The organism is Streptomyces sp. NPDC091387 (assembly GCF_044756945.1).
In the GTDB taxonomy this organism is placed as follows: Bacteria; Actinomycetota; Actinomycetes; order Streptomycetales; family Streptomycetaceae; genus Streptomyces.
This window is the reverse complement of sequence record NZ_JBIVTZ010000001.1, coordinates 12,762-29,256: the sequence shown is the minus strand read 5'-3', so window position 1 is coordinate 29,256 and position 16,495 is coordinate 12,762. Positions and strand designations below refer to the sequence as shown.

Below are 16,495 nucleotides of genomic sequence, written 5' to 3'. Positions count from 1 at the left end.
CTCGACCATCGGTGTGCCGCAATCCCGTGCAAGGCAGACGACAGGAGAGCAGCCATGCAGCTACGGTTCCTGGGCAACAACTCCAAGGTGGGCGACTGCCCGACCCTCTACGCCACCGACCGTGACACCTACCTCGTCCAGGGGTGGAAGATCTTCGCGAACGATCTCCTGGCACAGCTCGACCTCGGCGAGGGCGAGACGGCCGTGGAGGTCCCCACCGAACTGTTCGAGCACCTGGAGAAGGACGGCCACCTCTCTGGCGAGTTCAGGCGCCTTGAGGACCCCCTCATGGTCCTCACGCCGGGTGGTACGTACGTTGTGCAGGGGCGGGAGGTGGCTGATCCCGAGGCCCTGTCCCAGATGTCGATTCCTGACTACGAGACCGTGGTCGAGGTTTCCAAGGCCGCGATCACAGCCCTACTGGAGGAACCACGTGGAGCTGATCTCCAGCACCGAGCGCAACCGGCTCATTGAGTCCGTCGCGCACGATGCTTTCCATCTGGAGCTGAGGGACGACTACTCGGTGCCGTTGGAGGACGGGCCGTATGAGAAGTGGCTCGGGGGGGTAGTCGACGACGACTTCATGGGCCCGTGGCTATCGATGATTCGGCAGCTCACCCAGGGGGGCAAGACTGTTCGGCGTGTCCGTGTCGTGACCGAGCCGCACGCCCCGTATGTCCGCTGGGAGCACGAAGGCACACCCCTCAACGAGAAGGCCGGTGAGCAGATCCGGTGGCTCCCGAGGCATGAGCTGCCCGAGGGCCTGTCCTTCCCCCTGGCCGGGAAGGACTGGTGGCTGCTCGATGACAGGCTCTTGGCCGTAGGTCACTTCGACGGCTCAGGGAGGGTCCTCGGGTCCGAGCTGGTCGACGACCCCGAGACCGTCGCCGAATGCATTCGAGTACGGGACTTGCTCTGGGAAACGGCCATCCGGCACTCCGAGTACAAGCCCTGACCGATCAGTGAGCAACCAGGCAAAGGAGACCCGAGAGGCGTTGGGTGCCCGGCTGCGTGGATACCGCAAGGACGCGGGCTTCACCAGCGGCCGGGCGTTCGCTGGCGCCACCGGGTGGCAGGAGTCCAAGGTCTCCCGGATCGAGAACGGTAAGCAGAACGCGAGCGAGGAGGACATCCGTGCCTGGTGCCAGTTGACGGGGCACGAGGCCGATCTTGCTGACCTGATTGCCGTCATCCGCCACATGGACGAGATGTGGATGGAGTGGCGTCGACAACTGGAGGAGGGAGCTGAAAAGCGCCAGCAGAAGTCCATCCCGCTCTACCGGAAGACCAAGGTGTTCCGGATCTGGGAGCCCAACGTTATCTGGGGCACCATCCAGACCGCGGCGTACGCCGGGAACATCTTTGATCAGGCATCCAGCTTGTACGACACCCCCACTGACACCGATGCGGCAGTGGCTAAGCGAATCGAACGGCAGGGCTACCTCTATACCGGGGATCGGATTTTCAACGTGCTCCTCGGTGAGCAGGCGCTCTACGCGAACCACGGCGGACCGGAGGTCATGAAGGCCCAACTCGATCGATTGATGAGTGTCCTTACACTGCCCCGGCTCAGCTTGGGTATCGTCCCGCTCTCTGCCCCACTCGGAATCTGGATCGGTCACGGATTTTCGATGTTCGACGGCAAGCTCGTCATGGTGGAGACGTTCTCCGCGGAGATGTCCGTGACTGCCCCAGGGGAGGTCGAGACCTACATGAAGGCATTTGAGCTTCACCGGCGGATCGCGGTGTACGGGCATAGCGCAAGGAATCTAATTCTGGCTGCTATCGAGCACTTCCACCGAATGTGAGAGGAAACCGTGGCTGTAATCCCTAACTGGCGCACGAGCACCTATACGAAGAGCGATTCCTGCGTGGAAGTCGCAGATAACGGCCCTGCCGCAGTCATGGTCCGGGACACGAAGGGCAGGCACCTCGGAACACTCCTCGTTCCGCCCACTGCCTGGTCTGAGTTCGTTGAATTCAGCAAGGCCGTCAAGCTCTGACTGCCGTCTCGCCGGCCCCCTCTCCCAGGAGGGGGCTTCGCTGTATATGGAGGCCGAGGATGGTGCCGGGCGATCATCGCTTCTTCCAGAAGGCCATCAGCTCGGCCAACGCCCGGATGATCTCGGGTCGTTCGGACGCCGTCGCGTTGTGGAGCGCGATGATCAATGACGCCAGGAACATCAGCATGAGCAATCCGACGAACGCGAGCAGTACGTACGGCGTCGAGATGGCCAGGTCCTGCATAACGGCCCACATGTCGTCCCTCCCGAGACGGGTTGGCCGTCGTCTCCGAGAGGGGTAAGCCGCAGAGCGGCAAACCTCAACGAAGCAGACGGGTGTCTGCCAAGACACAGTGCCCGTCGACTGTGCGCCACGCCGTGATCGGCAGAGCTATTCGTTGACGTCGAAATGACCATTAAAGCTGATACTGCACGGGCCCTTTCCGAGGCAAATCAACCTCGGCAGGCTGAGCCCGTCGCTTCGCCAGAGGGTGCGAAATCCGGACTGCGAACTTGACTGCTACGTACACAATCGACTGTCCGACTTCAATAGCGAAGAGCTGGAGGCCATGGCCTTGCTCATCGGGCTCGGTTGCGCTGACCTGACTCTTCTCGCCGTGGTTCTCGGCCCACTCGATCATCGTGTGCACCGCCGACCTTGCATACAAAGCGGTTGAGTCGGCAGATGGGGATGGTGTCGAATAAAGTGGCCCGGTCGAGCCATTCTGATCCTTCGGGAAGTCCGACGGAACGCAGACCGAAGCGGACACGCAGAGGTCGTGAGGACCCAGGCTTCCCAGCCGCGGCGCTCGGCGTGGGTCATGCGCCCCTTGAGCTGACGCCCTGACCGGCGAAGTCCGTCCACACCGCCCGGCGGGAGCGGACGGGCGGCGAGCCCCGACCGTACAGGCGACACGGCCAAAACGTCTGGCATCCTGCCGGTGGTTCCGTAAAGGGTGGGGGCATGACAGGCAGGACGGCGGACGGCCCGCGCTCATCCGGCCGGGCCGCGGTCCCGCACCCGGCCCCGGTCACGGAGAATAGGCGCGTGCGCTACAGCATCCTCGGTACCACCCAGGCACTCCGCGACGACGGCACGGCCGTCGCCGTCGGCGGGGCGCGGCTGCGCGCCCTGCTCACCGTCCTCGCGCTGCGGGCCGGCCGGACGGTGCCCGCGGCCGTGCTCGTCGACGAGGTGTGGGACGGGGACCCGCCCGCCGACGCGCCGGGTGCGCTGCAGGCACTCGTGGGCCGGCTCCGGCGGGCGCTCGGCCATGCGGCGGTCGCCTCGGCGGAGAACGGCTACCGGCTGGCCGCCGAACCGGACACCGTCGACCTGTACCGCTTCGAGCGCCTCGCGGGGGAGGGGACACGGGCCCTGGAGGAGGGCGATCCGGCGAAGGCCGTGACACTCCTCGACGACGCGCTGGGCCTGTGGCGCGGACAGGTCCTCGCCGATCTCCCCGACCGGCACGCCGAAGCGGCCCGCTGGACGGCCCGCCGGCTCGACGCCCGACGCACCCGCCTCACCGCCCTGCTCGCCCTCGGCCGGGCCGAGCAGGTGCTGCCGGAGCTGGCCGCGCTCTGCGGCGAGCACCCCATCGACGAACCGCTCCAGGCGCTGCGGCTGCGCGCCCTGCGCGACGCCGGACGCACCGCCCAGGCGCTGGCCGCGTACGAGGAGGTGCGCACCGTGCTCGCCGACCGGCTCGGCACCGACCCGGGCGCCGAACTGGGTGCGCTGTACGCCGAACTCCTGCGCCAGGAACCGGCCCGCCCGGCGATACCCGCAACCCCGAACGCCAACCGGGCCTCTCCCGCCGCCCGGCCCGGCAACCTCCGGGTCAGACTCACCAGCTTCGTCGGGCGCGAGAGCGACATCGACACCCTGCGCGGCGATCTCTCCGGCGCCCGTCTCGTCACCCTGCTCGGCCCCGGTGGCGCCGGCAAGACCCGGCTCTCCCAGGAGGCCGCCGAATCCGTCGACCCCGCCACCTGGCCGGACGGGGTCTGGATGGCCGAGCTCGCACCGGTCGAGGACCCCGACTCCGTGCCGGAGGCCGTCCTCACCGCCCTCGGCGGCCGCGAGACCGTGCTGCGCGGTGCGGGCGCGGAGGAGCTCCGGGCCGTCGAACGGGGCGGGGGAGCCGAACCGCTCGCCCGGCTCACCGAACACTGCTCCGGGCGCCGCATGCTGCTGCTCCTGGACAACTGCGAGCACGTCATCGAGGCCGCCGCAGCCCTCACCGACCACCTGCTGGCCCGCTGCCCGGAGCTCACCGTTCTCGCGACCAGCCGCGAACCCCTCGGTGTACCGGGGGAGTTCGTCCGGCCCGTCGACCCGCTGCCCGACCCGATGGCGCTGCGCCTGTTCGCCGACCGGGGGGCCGCCGCGCTGTCGGGCTTCCGGGTCGACGCGGACGAGCGCACAGCGGCGGCCGTCGCGGAGATCTGCCGCCGCCTGGACGGGCTGCCGCTCGCCATCGAGCTCGCCGCCGCCCGGCTCCGGATGCTCACCCCGCGCCAGATCGCCGACCGGCTCGACGACCGCTTCCGCCTGCTGACCGGCGGCAGCCGCACCGTACTGCCGCGCCAGCAGACCCTGCGGGCCGTCGTCGACTGGTCCTGGGACCTCCTGCACGAGGACGAACGCACCGCCCTGCGGCGGCTGTCGGTCTTCTCCGGCGGCTGGACCCTCGCCGCCGCGGAGGCGGTCTGCGCGGACCGGCCGCAGGACGCGCACGACGTCGCCGCGGTGCTCGGCTCGCTCGTCGACAAGTCCCTCGTCGTCGCCGCGCCCGCCGCGGACGGCCAGATGCGCTACCGCCTCCTGGAGACCGTCGGCGAGTACGCCGTCGAACGGCTCGACGAGGCGGGGGAGCGGGAATCCGTCGAACGGCAGCACCTGGTGTTCTTCCGGGAGCTGGCCCGTACCGCAGACCCCGAACTCCGGGGCCCCGGTCAGCTCGCCGCCATCGAACTGTTCCAGCGCGAGTACGAGAACCTGCGCACCGCCCTGCGCCACGCCGTCGCCGCCCGCGACGAGCAGGAGGCCCTGTGCATGGTCATCTCGCTCTCCTGGTTCTGGCAGATACGCGATCTGCGCGCCGACGCCCTGCAGTGGGCCGAGGCCGCCGCCGCCCTCGGCCCCGACCCGTTCGCCCCGCCCGCCGTCCCCGCGCCGTCCCTCCACGCACGCTGCATCGACGCGCCCCCGCCGGTGGGCCCCGAGCTGCTCCAGGAGGCGCGGCGCCAGGTCGCGCTGGTCCAACTGGTCAGCATGGACCACGCGATGGACGAGTTGGTGAGCGGCGAGGGCATGGAGCGGCTGCGCGTCATCGCCGCCACCTACCGGGCCGGCCAGCCGCAGACCTGCCGCGCCCCGGCATCGCTGTGGTTCTTCGCGGTCCTGCTCACCGGGGACGTCGGCGGCCTGCGCGCGATGCTGGACGAAACGGTCCGGGCCGCGCGGGGGTTCGGCTACGAGTGGGAGCTGGCGGCAGCGCTCCAGATGCGCGCCAACGTGCTGGCCAACCGGCCCGACTGGTCGGGCGAGGCACGCGCGGACGCCGACGAGAGCCTGGAGGTGTTCCGCCGCCTCGGGGACGACTGGGGCACGGCCGAGTCGCTCTCCTCGCGCGGCGAGGCCAACGAGAAGACCGGCGACTACACCCGGGCGGCCGATGACTACCTGGCCGCCGTCGGATACGCGGAGAAGCTCGGCGCCCACGCCCAGGTGCTGGTGCTCCGCACCCGCTACGCCTCCGTGCTGACCGAGCTCGGCCGCGGCACGGAGGGCGAGGCGATCCTGCGGGATGTGCTCGCCGAGGCCCGGTACGCGGCTCATGGCGCGAGGTCGTTCGCCCGGCTCTTCCTGGCCATGTGGCTGGGCCGGTCCGGCCGTACCGCGGAGGCCCGCGAACACTTCGCCACCCTGCGCGAGGAGTTCCATTCGGAGACCCGGGCGGTCTTCGACGGATTCGTGCTGGGCGGTGTGGCCTGGCTGGACAACCTGGACGGGCGCTACGCGGACGCCCTCACCGGGACCCTGCGCTCGCTGGCGCGCGCCGACGACCCGCTCGCGCAGATGGTGGCGCCGCAGATGGCCGTGACCCACCTGGTCGGCGCCGCGCGGGCGCTGGGCGGACTCGGCGGGGAGCGCCGGGCCGCCGTCGCGGCGCGGCTGCTGGGCGCCTGCCGGGGCCTGCTGCCCGACGGGCATGTGCCGACGTCGATCGAGCGGGAGAGCTCCACGGCGGCCGAGGAACTGGCCCGTGCCGTCCTCGGGGACGCCGCCTTCGCGACCGCGTACGCCGAGGGCGGCGGCCTCTCCCTGAAGGAGGCCGCCGCCCTCGTCGAGCCGTACCGGGACTGAGGCGTGCCCGGCTGCCCGGTCAGGTGCGCTTGCGGAACTTCGAGACCGCCAGCGGGGCCGTGATCGCGGTGATGCCCACGGCCCAGACGAGGGTCATCCACACGGAGTGGCCGAGCGGTCCGCCGGTCATCAGGCCACGCGCCGCGTCGGCCAGGTTGGACAGCGGGTTGTAGTCGGTGAAGGTCTTCAGCCAGCCGGGCATCGTGGTCGGCGGGGCGAAGATCGAGGATCCGAACTGAAGCGGCATCAAGATGAGGAATCCCATCGCCTGGACCGACTGGGGCGTCTTGAGGGACAGCCCGAGCAGGATGAAGATCCACATGATCGCGGCGCCGAACGCCGCCGACAGCACCACCGCGGCCAGCAGGCCGGGCACCGAGCTCACCTGGAGCCCGAGCGCGAAGCCCATGCCCAGCAGGATCGCCGTGGCGACCATCATCCGGCCCAGCTCGACCACGATCTTCGCGATGAGCACCGACGAGCGGGCGATCGGCATCGTGCGGAACCGGTCCATGACCCCCTTGTGGAAGTCGTCGTTGACGCCGGTGCCGACCGCGGTCGCGATGTTCATGCCCATCATCGCCATCAGACCAGGTATGACGTAGTTGATGTACGTCTGCCGGTCACCGCCCAGGCTCGCGCCGACGGACCCGCCGAAGACGTACACGAACAGCAGGGTGAAGACGATGGGCATCAGGAGCACATCGAACATCGACTCCGGATCCTTCTTGATCTGGAGCAGGTTGCGCCGCATCAGTGCCCCGATGTGCCGCATGTTGCCACGCAGCCCGATCCGGCCCTCGTCGTGGAGCGGCTTCGCCGGGGCGGCACCGGCCGAACCGGCGGGAGCGGGCTTCAGAGTCGTCGTGCTCATGCCGCGACCTCCTCGTGGATCGTGTCGGTGGGGGCAGAGGTCTTCTCGCCCGTGATGGCGAGGAACACCTCGTCCAGGCTGGGCAGCGCGGTGGCGACGTGCGCCAGCGAGAAGCCCCGGGTGCCGAGCAGGCCGATGACGGCGGTGAGCTGCTCGTCGCTGAGGATCGGTACGTACAGCAGCCCCTCGTCCGGGACCGCCTGCGCGCCCGAGACCCCGTCGAGACCGGCCTCCCGCAACGCCTGTGCCATCTCCGCCAGTTCGGACGGGTCCGAGGGCCGGATCTGCAGGGTGCGGCCGCCGACCCTGGCCTTCAGCTCGTCGACACCGCCACGGGCGATGATCTTGCCGTGGTCGATGACGGTGAGCTCGCCGGCGAGCTGTTCGGCCTCTTCCATGTACTGGGTGGTGAGCAGCACGGTCGCCCCCTCCGCGACCATCCTCTGCACCTCGTCCCAGACCTCGTTGCGGGTCCGGGGGTCGAGCCCGGTCGTCGGCTCGTCCAGGTAGAGCACGGACGGGCTGCCGATCATGGACGCCGCCAGGTCCAGCCGGCGCCGCATACCGCCCGAGTAGTCCATGGCCGCCTTCTTCGCCGCGTCGGTGAGCGAGAAGCGCTCCAGCAGCTCGTCGGCGCGGGACCGGGCCTTCTTGCGCGGCAGATCGAGCAGCCGCCCGATCATGTAGAGGTTCTCCCAGCCGGAGAGCTTCTCGTCGACCGAGGCGTACTGCCCGGTCAGACCGATGGTGCGGCGCAGCTGGCGGGGCTGCTTCACCACGTCGTAGCCCGCCACGACCGCGTGTCCGGCGTCGGGCAGGATCAGGGTGGACAGGCAGCGTACGAGCGTGGTCTTGCCGGCACCGTTGGGGCCGAGCACTCCGAGGACGGTGCCCTCGCGTACATCGAGGTCCACGCCGTCCAGAGCTTTGGTCGAGCCGTAGTGCTTGACCAGCCCCCGTACCTCGACGGCGTTTCCGCCGTTCCTGGGGTTCTTGTCGATTCGCGTCATGCCCACCATCAGAACAGCCGCCACCGACAGGCCGCCGACAGCGGGCCGACAGCCCGCCGATGGGGGAAGTCGGCGGGCTGTCGGTGGTGCCGGCAGTGGTCGTCCGGCCGGTGGGGTCCGGTCAGTGGAAGGTGTGCTCCGGCGCCGGGAAGGTGCCGCCGACGACCTCGTCCGCGTACGCCTTCGCGGCGTCGCCGAGGATCTGGCGCAGGTCGGCGTACTGCTTGGTGAAGCGCGGCACCTTGCCGCCGGTCAGCCCGACCATGTCGGTGTAGACCAGCACCTGGGCGTCGGTGTCCGGACCGGCGCCGATGCCGACGGTCGGGATGTGCAGGGTGCGGGTGACCTCGGCGGCCAGCTCGGCCGGTACGAGTTCCAGGACGACGGCGAACGCGCCCGCGTCCTGCACGGCCTTGGCGTCGCGCAGCATCTGCTGGGCGGCCTCCTCGCCGCGGCCCTGCACCCGGTAGCCCATCGCGTTGACGGACTGCGGGGTCAGGCCGATGTGCGCCATGACCGGGATGCCGGCGTCGACCAGCAGCTTGATCTGCTCGTGGCTGCGCTCGCCGCCCTCCAGCTTGACCGCGCCGACCCCGGACTCCTTGATCAGCCGGGTGGCGTTGCGCAGGGCCTGGACAGGGCCCTCCTGGTACGCCCCGAAGGGCAGGTCGGCGACGACGAGGGCGCGCTTGGTGCCCCGTACGACGGCGGCGGAGAGGATGGCGATCTCGTCCATCGTGACGGGCACGGTGGTCTCGTAGCCGAGGTGACAGTTGCCCATCGAGTCGCCGACGAGCATGACCGGGATGCCGGCCTCGTCGAAGACGGACGCGGTCATCGCGTCATAGGCGGTGAGCATGGGCCACTTCTCGCCGCGCTCGGTGGCGGCGGCGATGTCGTGGATGGTGACGCGGCGGTTGCTCTTGCCTCCGTACAGCGCCTTGCTGCTGTCGGTGGGGGCTCCCGCGGGGGGTGTGGCGGACTGGTTCTGCGCAGCCTGAAGCGACATGGCCAACGGCTCCTTCGTCATCTCGAGGCACCCTGACGGTGTCCCCGGATCCCCTCCATGGTGGCATCCCGGAGCCGGTCACGGGAAGTGGGCCCGCGCACGTGGCCCGGACGGCGGTACGGCGGCGGGTTCCCACCCGGTAAAGACTTTCCAATACGAGACGGTCTCGTATCGAAATGAGGTTAGGCTCTTCGCCATGTCCATACCGTCCGGCGCTCCCGCCGTCGTGCCCCAGGTCCCGGAGGCGGTCCACCGCCGCCGCTGGGCGATCCTCGTTGTCCTGATGTTCAGCCTGCTCATCGTGGTGCTGGACAACTCGATCCTGAACGTCGCCGTCAAGACGATCGCTTCCCCCGCACCCACCGGACTGGGGGCCACCCAGAGCGAGCTGGAGTGGGCGATCAACTCCTACACCCTCGTCTTCGCCGGACTGCTCTTCACCGCGGGCCTCCTCGGCGACCGCCTCGGGCGCAAGAAGGTCCTGCTCTTCGGCATCGTGTTCTTCGGCATCGGCTCGGCCTTCGCCGCCATGTCCGACTCCCCGGGTGAACTCGTCGCCTGGCGCGCCGTGATGGGCTTCGGCGCCGCGTTCGTGATGCCGGCCACCCTCGCCGTCCTGATGAACGTCTTCGAGCGCGACGAGCAGCCCAAGGCCATCGGCATCTGGGCCGGCAGCGTCGGCCTCGGCATCGCGATCGGCCCGATCACCGGCGGGCTGCTCCTCGAACACTTCTGGTGGGGCTCGATCTTCCTCGTCAACGTCCCCGTGGTGGTCATCGCGCTGATCGCGATGGCGGTGCTCGTACCGGACTCCAGGGACCCGAAGCCGGGCCGTCTCGACCCGATCGGTGTGGTGCTCTCCATCATCGGCCTGGTGCTGCTGGTGTACGGCATCATCCGCGGCGGCGAACTGGCCGACTTCACCGACGTCTCCGTGCTCCTGCCGGTCATCGGCGGTCTGGCCGTCCTGGTGGTGTTCGTCCTCCACGAGAAGCGCAGCAGCAGCCCGGCCATCGACATCACGTACTTCAGGAAGCCGGCCTTCTCGGCCGCCGTCGCCGCCATCGCGCTGGTCTTCTTCGCACTGATGGGCGTGACGTTCTTCTCCGCCTTCTACATGCAGAGCGTGCGGGGCTGGAGCGCCCTGCAGTCCGGGCTGCTGATCCTGCCGCTGGCCATCGCCCAGATGGTCTTCGCGCCCAGGGCCCGGCTGGTCGTCGCGCGGTTCGGCGCCCGTGCGGTGTGCACCGTCGGCATGCTGCTGGTCGCCGTCGGGCTGGCGGCGTTCGCGCTGTTCGACGCCGACACGCCCGTCTGGCTGATGTGTGTGGTCTTCTTCGTGCAGGGCACGGGCATGGCCCATGTGATGCCGCCGGTCACCGTCGCCGTGATGCAGGCGCTGCCCCGCGAGAAGGCCGGCTCCGGCTCGGCCGTCAACAACACGTTCCGGCAGGTCGGCGGCGCCCTCGGGATCGCCGTCCTCGGATCGGTGCTGTCCGCCGTCTACCGCGGCGACATCGAGGGGCACCTCGGCACGCTCCCGGCCGCCGCCAGGGACACCGCGGCGGAGTCGATCGAGGCGACGCTCGGCATCGCGGAGAAGATGGGCCCCGCGGGCGCCCCGCTGGTCGCCGCCGCGCACGACGCCTTCCTGAACGCCATGCACGTCACGGCCCTGAGCTCGGCCGTCGTCGCCCTGATCGGAGCGGTCGTGGTCGCGCTGTTCCTGCCGGGCAGGACGCCCGCCGCGCAGCCGCCCGCGCCGGGCGGCACGCAGGACGAGCCGACGGTGCCCGCGCCCGCGGCGCGGTGACGCGGGCGGCCCCGCGCGGCTGACGGCGCGCGGCTGACGGACCCGGCCGGTGCCCCGATCCGGCCGGGTGCTGCCGGGCGCCGTCCGTTCGGGGAGAATCGGGGGCGGCGAAAGGTGGTTCCACGTGCAGGCTCAGGCATCGGACCGGGGCGAGCGGGCTCCGGGCGACCGGGGCCGCGACCGCGACCGCGGCCCCGGCGACGACCGGGAGCCCCGCCGCGGCCGCCCGCGCAGCGCGGCGGCCGAGCGGGCCATCCTGGACGCCGTCGTCGAGCTCCTGGAGGCCGGCGAACCCCTCGCCGGCCTGTCCATCGAGCGGATCGCCCGCACCGCCGGCGTCGGCAAGGCCACCATCTACCGGCGCTGGACCGACAAGGAGGAGCTCTTCGTCGACGTCCTGCGCGACATCGAGCCCCCGGAACCCGAGGTCTCCGGCACCCGCGGGATCGGTGACCTGCGCGTCCTGCTGGAATCGATGCGCAGGCGCGGCCTGGCCCAGCGTTCCTCCGTACTGCTGCACAACGTCTTCGCCCAGATGAAGAGCCATCCCCGGCTCTGGTCCGAGTACCAGTGCACCGTGATAGCGCCGCGCCGCGTCGCCATGCTCGCGGCCGTCCGGCGCGCCGTCGACGCCGGCGAACTGCGCGACGACACGGACGTGGAGCTGATGGACGACCTGTTCCTCGGCCCCATGCTCGTACGCACCATCCACCGGCCGGACGCGCCGCTGCCCGAGGACCTCGCCGACCGCATCATCCAGCTGCTGGTCGAGGGCGTCGGGCCGCGGCCACCGGGCAACGGACCCGGCGAAGCCGCGGAACGGCGCTGACGCGCCCGGACCACCACGCGTGTGATCCTTCTGTCACAAGCCCCCGCGGACCGCCCCCGGCCGGAACCCACCGCACCCCCTTGTTCGTCCTGCTGGCAGTACGGCCGTCATCGACGGCGGGAAACGCATCGCTCATCGCCTAGGGTCGTTGGCGCGGCGATGTGCACGGCAAGGCAGTGAGGACAGCGCGATGGTGCAGGCGTACAGGGCGGACACCGGGAACGGCAGCGCGGGACCGCAGCCCTCCGGATCCCGTTTCCGGGACCTGCGCGACAGGCTGGTCCGGGACCCGGGCATCTGGCGGCGCGGGCTCGTCCTGGCGGGCTGCTCCATCCTGCTGACCTTCGTGATGCTCCTGCACTCCCACATCCCGAACGCCATCGGCAACCTGGGCAGCCTCACCGAGACGTTCCTGCCGTGGATCGCCGTCTTCGTACCGGTGCTGCTCGTGCTGGGCCTGGTGCGGCGCTCCGCGACGGCCCTGATCGTGCTGCTGCTCCCGATCGTGGTCTGGTTCAACGTGTTCGGCGGACTGCTCACCGACAAGTCGGGCGGGGGCGGCGATCTCACCGTCGCCACCCACAACGTCAACGCGGACAACGCCGACCCCTCGGGCACCGCCCAGCAGGTCGCCGGCTCCGGCGCCGACGTCATCGCCCTTCAGGAGCTGCCCGCCGGCCAGGTGAAGACGTACGAATCGGCGCTCGCCGCCCGCTTCCCGTACCACTCGGTCCAGGGGACCGTCGGCCTGTGGAGCAAGTACCCCATCAGCGACACCCGCCCGGTGGACATCAAGATGGGCTGGGTCCGGGCCATGCGGACCACCGTCGCCACGCCCGAGGGCAAGGTCGGCTTCGTCGTCGCGCACCTGCCCTCGGTACGGGTCAAGCTGCACGCCGGATTCACCGCGAACCAGCGCGACCAGAGCGCCGACGCACTAGGCGAGGCCATCGCGGACGAACGGCTCGACCGGGTCGTCCTGCTCGGCGACCTCAACGGCACCATGAACGACCGCTCGCTCAACGCGGTCACCTCGCAGATGCGCTCCACCCAGGGCGCGGCCGGTGACGGCTTCGGGTTCAGCTGGCCCGCCTCGTTCCCGATGGCCCGGATCGACCAGATCATGGTGAAGGGCGTCGACCCGGTGTCGTCCTGGACCCTCCCCGCCACGGACAGCGACCACCTCCCGATCGCCGCCCGCGTCAATCTCTGACGTCAAGCCCGTGACGTCAGCCGGGCTCTGAAGTCACGGTCTGTTTACGGGTCTCCCCCGCGGGAGGGAGCGCCCGTTTACCTCCCGGCATAAACCACCTGAGAGTATTTGTTCCGATCAGGGACCGAGGCCGACCGGCGATGGAGCCGGTGAGCCGCTGTGTGCTCGGGCGCCCGCGCCCGGCAGCGCCGCCACGCCCCGGTTCCCTCCTGCACCCCGTACCGCGGCCGGCCCCGTCCGCCGCGGCGGCCGGGGCTCCCTTCGGAAAGGTCTCTCCTCATGCCTCTGGCTCTGCTCGCACTCGCGGTGAGCGCCTTCGGCATCGGTACCACGGAGTTCGTGATGATGGGCCTGCTGCCCGATGTCGCGGACGATCTCGGCACCTCCGTCCCCACGGCGGGCTACCTCGTGTCGGCCTATGCGATCGGTGTGGTGCTCGGCGCCCCACTGCTCACCGCCCTCGGCTCCCGCATCCCGCGCAAGCGGATGCTCCTGCTGCTGATGGCGCTCTTCACCGTCGGCAACCTCGCCTCCGCGTTCGCCCCCGACTTCGGCTGGCTGGTCGCGGGACGCGTCCTGGCCGGGCTGCCGCACGGCGCGTTCTTCGGCGTCGGCGCGGTCGTCGCCGCCCGGCTGGTCGCCGACGGGCGCCAGGCACGGGCTGTGGCGACGATGTTCCTCGGCCTGACCGTCGCCAACATCATCGGCGTGCCCGCCGCCACCCTGCTCGGCCAGCACCTCGGCTGGCGGGCCACGTTCCTGGTGGTCGCGGTGATCGGGCTGTGCGCGATGGCCGCGCTCGCCCGCCTCGTCCCGCGGATCCCGGTGGAGGCCCACCACGACGTCCGCCACGAGCTGCGGGCCCTGGGCAACCGGCAGGTGCTGCTCGGCCTGCTCACCGCCGTCTTCGGCTTCGCCGGGGTCTTCGCCGTGTACTCCTACCTCTCGGCGATGACGACCGAGGCGATGGGCTTCGGCGAGTCCTCCGTGACGCTGGTGCTGGCGCTCTTCGGCATCGGCATGACCCTGGGCGCGCTCGCCGCCGGCCCGCTCACGGACCGGGCACTGCGTCCGACCCTGTACGGATCGCTGGGCGCGCTCGCGGTCGTCCTGGTGGTCTTCCCGTTCGCCGCCCATGTGCAGTGGGCCGCGCTGGTGATGGTGGTGCTGCTGGGCGGGGTCGGCTTCATGACGACGACGCCCTTGCAGATGCTCGTCATGAACAAGGCCAAGGACGCCCCGACCCTGGCGTCCGCCTCCAACCACTCCGCGTTCAACCTGGCCAACGCGGGCGGCGCGTGGCTCGGCGGGATGGCCATCGCGGCCGGCTGGGGCTGGACGTCCCCGGCCCTGGTCGGCGCGGTCCTGGCCGTCGCGGGCCTCGCGGTGGCGGTCACGGCGGGCGTACTGGACCGTGACCGCACACCGTCGAGGGTGGTGGCCCGCGCGGAGGCGACGGTGGCCGAGCGGAGCCCGGCCGCGTCGAGCCCGTCCGGCGATTGAGGACGAACCGTCAGCCGGACGGGCCCGACGCCCCGCCCTCCCGGCGTCAGCCGGACTCGCGCCAGCGGTTCGTGATCGGCAGCCGCCGGTCCTTGCCGAAGCCCTTGGGCGAGATCTTCGTGCCCGGCGGGTACTGCCGCCGCTTGTACTCGGCCGTGTCCACCATCCGCAGCGTCTTCGCCACCAGCGCCGGATCGAACCCGGCCGCGACGATCGCGTCGAGACCCTGGTCCCGGTCGACGTACATCTCCAGGATCCGGTCCAGCACGTCGTAGTCGGGCAGCGAGTCGGTGTCGACCTGCCCCGGACGCAGCTCCGCGCTGGGCGGCTTGGTGATGGAGGCCTCCGGGATCGGCGGGGTCTGCCCGCGCTCCTCCGCGGCCCGGTTGCGCCACTTCGCCAGCCGGAAGACCGACGTCTTGTAGACGTCCTTGATCGGCCCGTACGCGCCGACGGAGTCGCCGTACAGCGTCGAGTAACCGACCGCCAGCTCCGACTTGTTGCCCGGCGCCAGGACGATCTGCCCCTCCTGGTTGGAGACGGCCATCAGCATCGTGCCGCGCAGCCGCGACTGGAGGTTCTCCTCGGCGAGACCGGTGAGCCCCAGCGACCCCATGTACGCGTCGAACATCGGCTCGATCGGTACGGTCCGGAAGTTCAGCCCGGTACGCCGTGCCAGCTCGGCCGCGTCGCCCTTGGAGTGGTCGGAGGAGTACTTCGACGGCATCGAGATGCCGTACACGTTCTGGGCGCCCAGCGCGTCGCAGCCGATCGCCGCGACCAGCGCAGAGTCGATCCCGCCGGAGAGCCCGACGAGCACGCTGCTGAAGCCGTTCTTCGCGGCGTACGCGCGCAGGCCCACGACGAGCGCCGAGTACAGCTCCTCGTCGTCGTCGAGCCGGTCCGCGTACCCTCCGGCCAGCTCCGCCTCGTACGGCGGCAGCGGCTTCTCGGAGAGGACCACGTGGTCGATGCGCAGCCCGTCGTTCACCACACCCGACGGGGCGTCGGCCGCGGCCGCCGGCAGATCGAGATCGATGATCACGCTGCCCTCGGCGAACTGGGGGGCACGGGCGATCACTTCGCCGCGCTTGTCGACGACGATCGAGTCACCGTCGAAGACCAGCTCGTCCTGGCCGCCGATCATCGCCAGATAGGCCGTGGTGCAGCCGGCCTCCTCGGCCCGCTTGCGGACCAGTTCCAGCCGGGTGTCGTCCTTGTCCCGCTCGTAGGGCGAGGCGTTGATCGAGAGCAGCAGCCCGGCCCCGGCGGCGCGTGCGGCCGGTACCCGGCCGCCGTCCTGCCACAGGTCCTCGCAGATCGCGAGCGCGACATCGATCCCGTGCACCCGCACCACGGGCATCGAGTCGCCCGGCACGAAGTACCGGAACTCGTCGAAGACGCCGTAGTTGGGCAGGTGGTGCTTGGCGAAGTTCAGCGCGATCCCGCCGCGGTGCAGCACCGCGGCGGCGTTGCGCGGGGACCCGGCGGGCTGGCCGTAGCGCGGCGCCGGGGACTCGGAGCGGTCGAGGTATCCGACGACGACCGGCAGTTCCCCGAAGCCCTCCTCGTCGAGACGGGCGGCGAGCGCGCGCAGCGCGTCCCGCGACGCCTCGACGAAGGACGACCGCAGGGCCAGGTCCTCGACGGGGTAACCGGTCAGCACCATCTCGGGGAACGCCACCAGGTGGGCGCCCTGCTCGGCGGAGTGCCGGGTCCAGTGGAGGATCGCCTCGGCGTTGCCGGCGAGGTCACCGACGGTCGAGTCGATCTGATTCAGTGCGAGGCGTAGTTGAGGCACGCCGCCCAGTGTAATCGTCTGACTGACGCGATGTCCTGGCGGGCCGCGCGGGAAGCCGTGCGGCC

Annotated in this window: 14 protein-coding genes; 9 read left to right on the top strand and 5 right to left on the bottom strand. The window is 70.5% G+C overall.

Translation table 11 applies throughout. The features are described from left to right. Nucleotides 1-54: 54 nt before the first annotated feature. The 4 genes from ACIQM0_RS00145 to ACIQM0_RS00130 are packed head-to-tail and all read left to right on the top strand — an operon-like array spanning nt 55 to nt 2,003. Nucleotides 55-474, top strand: a complete 420-nt coding sequence (locus ACIQM0_RS00145) for a hypothetical protein (RefSeq protein WP_401281669.1) — start codon at nt 55-57, stop codon at nt 472-474. After that, nucleotides 434-955, top strand: coding sequence for a DUF6879 family protein (locus ACIQM0_RS00140; protein ID WP_401281666.1), 522 nt, complete (start codon nt 434-436; stop codon nt 953-955). The genes ACIQM0_RS00145 and ACIQM0_RS00140 overlap by 41 nt, the downstream gene beginning before the upstream one ends. 7 nt (nt 956-962) lie before the next feature. Next, nucleotides 963-1,808, top strand: coding sequence for a helix-turn-helix domain-containing protein (locus tag ACIQM0_RS00135; protein WP_401281663.1), 846 nt, complete (start codon nt 963-965; stop codon nt 1,806-1,808). A gap of 9 nt (nt 1,809-1,817) precedes the next feature. Beyond that, nucleotides 1,818-2,003, top strand: a complete 186-nt coding sequence (locus tag ACIQM0_RS00130; RefSeq protein ID WP_401281660.1) for a DUF397 domain-containing protein — start codon at nt 1,818-1,820, stop codon at nt 2,001-2,003. Nucleotides 2,004-2,076: 73 nt separating this feature from the next. On the opposite strand, the gene ACIQM0_RS00125 is transcribed toward ACIQM0_RS00130, so the two are convergent. Continuing rightward, a complete protein-coding gene (locus tag ACIQM0_RS00125; protein WP_401281657.1) occupies nt 2,077-2,259 on the bottom strand; it encodes a hypothetical protein in 183 nt (60 codons plus the stop codon). A gap of 792 nt (nt 2,260-3,051) precedes the next feature. Between ACIQM0_RS00125 and ACIQM0_RS00120 the strand changes: the two genes are divergently transcribed. Further along, nucleotides 3,052-6,378 carry a BTAD domain-containing putative transcriptional regulator gene (locus ACIQM0_RS00120; RefSeq protein ID WP_401281654.1) on the top strand — a complete coding sequence of 1,109 codons (3,327 nt, stop codon included), beginning with the start codon at nt 3,052-3,054 and terminating at the stop codon, nt 6,376-6,378. Nucleotides 6,379-6,397: 19 nt separating this feature from the next. Here ACIQM0_RS00120 and ACIQM0_RS00115 read toward each other — a convergent pair whose 3' ends face one another. The 3 genes from ACIQM0_RS00115 to panB form a co-directional block, all read right to left on the bottom strand. Continuing rightward, nucleotides 6,398-7,252, bottom strand: coding sequence for an ABC transporter permease (locus ACIQM0_RS00115; RefSeq protein ID WP_363029106.1), 855 nt, complete (start codon nt 7,250-7,252; stop codon nt 6,398-6,400). Next, nucleotides 7,249-8,271, bottom strand: a complete 1,023-nt coding sequence (locus ACIQM0_RS00110; RefSeq protein WP_401283338.1) for an ATP-binding cassette domain-containing protein — start codon at nt 8,269-8,271, stop codon at nt 7,249-7,251. Before ACIQM0_RS00110 ends, ACIQM0_RS00115 begins: the two co-directional genes overlap by 4 nt. 112 nt (nt 8,272-8,383) lie before the next feature. Then, nucleotides 8,384-9,271, bottom strand: coding sequence for a 3-methyl-2-oxobutanoate hydroxymethyltransferase (gene panB / locus ACIQM0_RS00105; protein ID WP_401281651.1), 888 nt, complete (start codon nt 9,269-9,271; stop codon nt 8,384-8,386). A 196-nt stretch (nt 9,272-9,467) separates the two neighbouring features. Here panB and ACIQM0_RS00100 point away from each other — a divergent pair, with 196 nt between their 5' ends. The 4 genes from ACIQM0_RS00100 to ACIQM0_RS00085 all read left to right on the top strand — a co-directional run bounded on the left by ACIQM0_RS00100 (nt 9,468) and on the right by ACIQM0_RS00085 (nt 14,629). Continuing rightward, the gene (locus ACIQM0_RS00100; RefSeq protein ID WP_401281648.1) at nt 9,468-11,084 is read left to right on the top strand and encodes a DHA2 family efflux MFS transporter permease subunit; all 1,617 of its coding nucleotides are present in this window, start codon (nt 9,468-9,470) and stop codon (nt 11,082-11,084) included. Between the two features lie 124 nt (nt 11,085-11,208). Beyond that, complete coding sequence (locus ACIQM0_RS00095; protein WP_401281645.1) at nt 11,209-11,913, top strand: TetR/AcrR family transcriptional regulator; 705 nt, start codon at nt 11,209-11,211, stop codon at nt 11,911-11,913. A gap of 190 nt (nt 11,914-12,103) precedes the next feature. Continuing rightward, a complete protein-coding gene (locus ACIQM0_RS00090; RefSeq protein WP_401281642.1) occupies nt 12,104-13,126 on the top strand; it encodes an endonuclease/exonuclease/phosphatase family protein in 1,023 nt (340 codons plus the stop codon). 279 nt (nt 13,127-13,405) lie between these two features. Beyond that, a complete protein-coding gene (locus tag ACIQM0_RS00085) occupies nt 13,406-14,629 on the top strand; it encodes an MFS transporter (protein ID WP_401281639.1) in 1,224 nt (407 codons plus the stop codon). 46 nt (nt 14,630-14,675) lie between these two features. Here the strand turns inward: ACIQM0_RS00085 and ACIQM0_RS00080 are convergent, their stop codons facing one another. After that, nucleotides 14,676-16,430: an NAD+ synthase gene (locus ACIQM0_RS00080; protein WP_401281637.1), complete on the bottom strand. Its 1,755-nt coding sequence runs from the start codon at nt 16,428-16,430 to the stop codon at nt 14,676-14,678. Between the last annotated feature and the right edge of the window lie 65 nt (nt 16,431-16,495).

Coding starts and splice junctions, on each gene's coding strand:
- ACIQM0_RS00145 (WP_401281669.1), top strand. CDS start 55: ATGCAGCTACGGTTCCTGGGCAACAACTCCAAGGTGGGCGACTGCCCG.
- ACIQM0_RS00125 (WP_401281657.1), bottom strand. CDS start 2,259: ATGTGGGCCGTTATGCAGGACCTGGCCATCTCGACGCCGTACGTACTG.
- ACIQM0_RS00115 (WP_363029106.1), bottom strand. CDS start 7,252: ATGAGCACGACGACTCTGAAGCCCGCTCCCGCCGGTTCGGCCGGTGCC.
- ACIQM0_RS00110 (WP_401283338.1), bottom strand. CDS start 8,271: ATGGTGGGCATGACGCGAATCGACAAGAACCCCAGGAACGGCGGAAAC.
- panB (WP_401281651.1), bottom strand. CDS start 9,271: ATGTCGCTTCAGGCTGCGCAGAACCAGTCCGCCACACCCCCCGCGGGA.
- ACIQM0_RS00100 (WP_401281648.1), top strand. CDS start 9,468: ATGTCCATACCGTCCGGCGCTCCCGCCGTCGTGCCCCAGGTCCCGGAG.
- ACIQM0_RS00090 (WP_401281642.1), top strand. CDS start 12,104: ATGGTGCAGGCGTACAGGGCGGACACCGGGAACGGCAGCGCGGGACCG.
- ACIQM0_RS00085 (WP_401281639.1), top strand. CDS start 13,406: ATGCCTCTGGCTCTGCTCGCACTCGCGGTGAGCGCCTTCGGCATCGGT.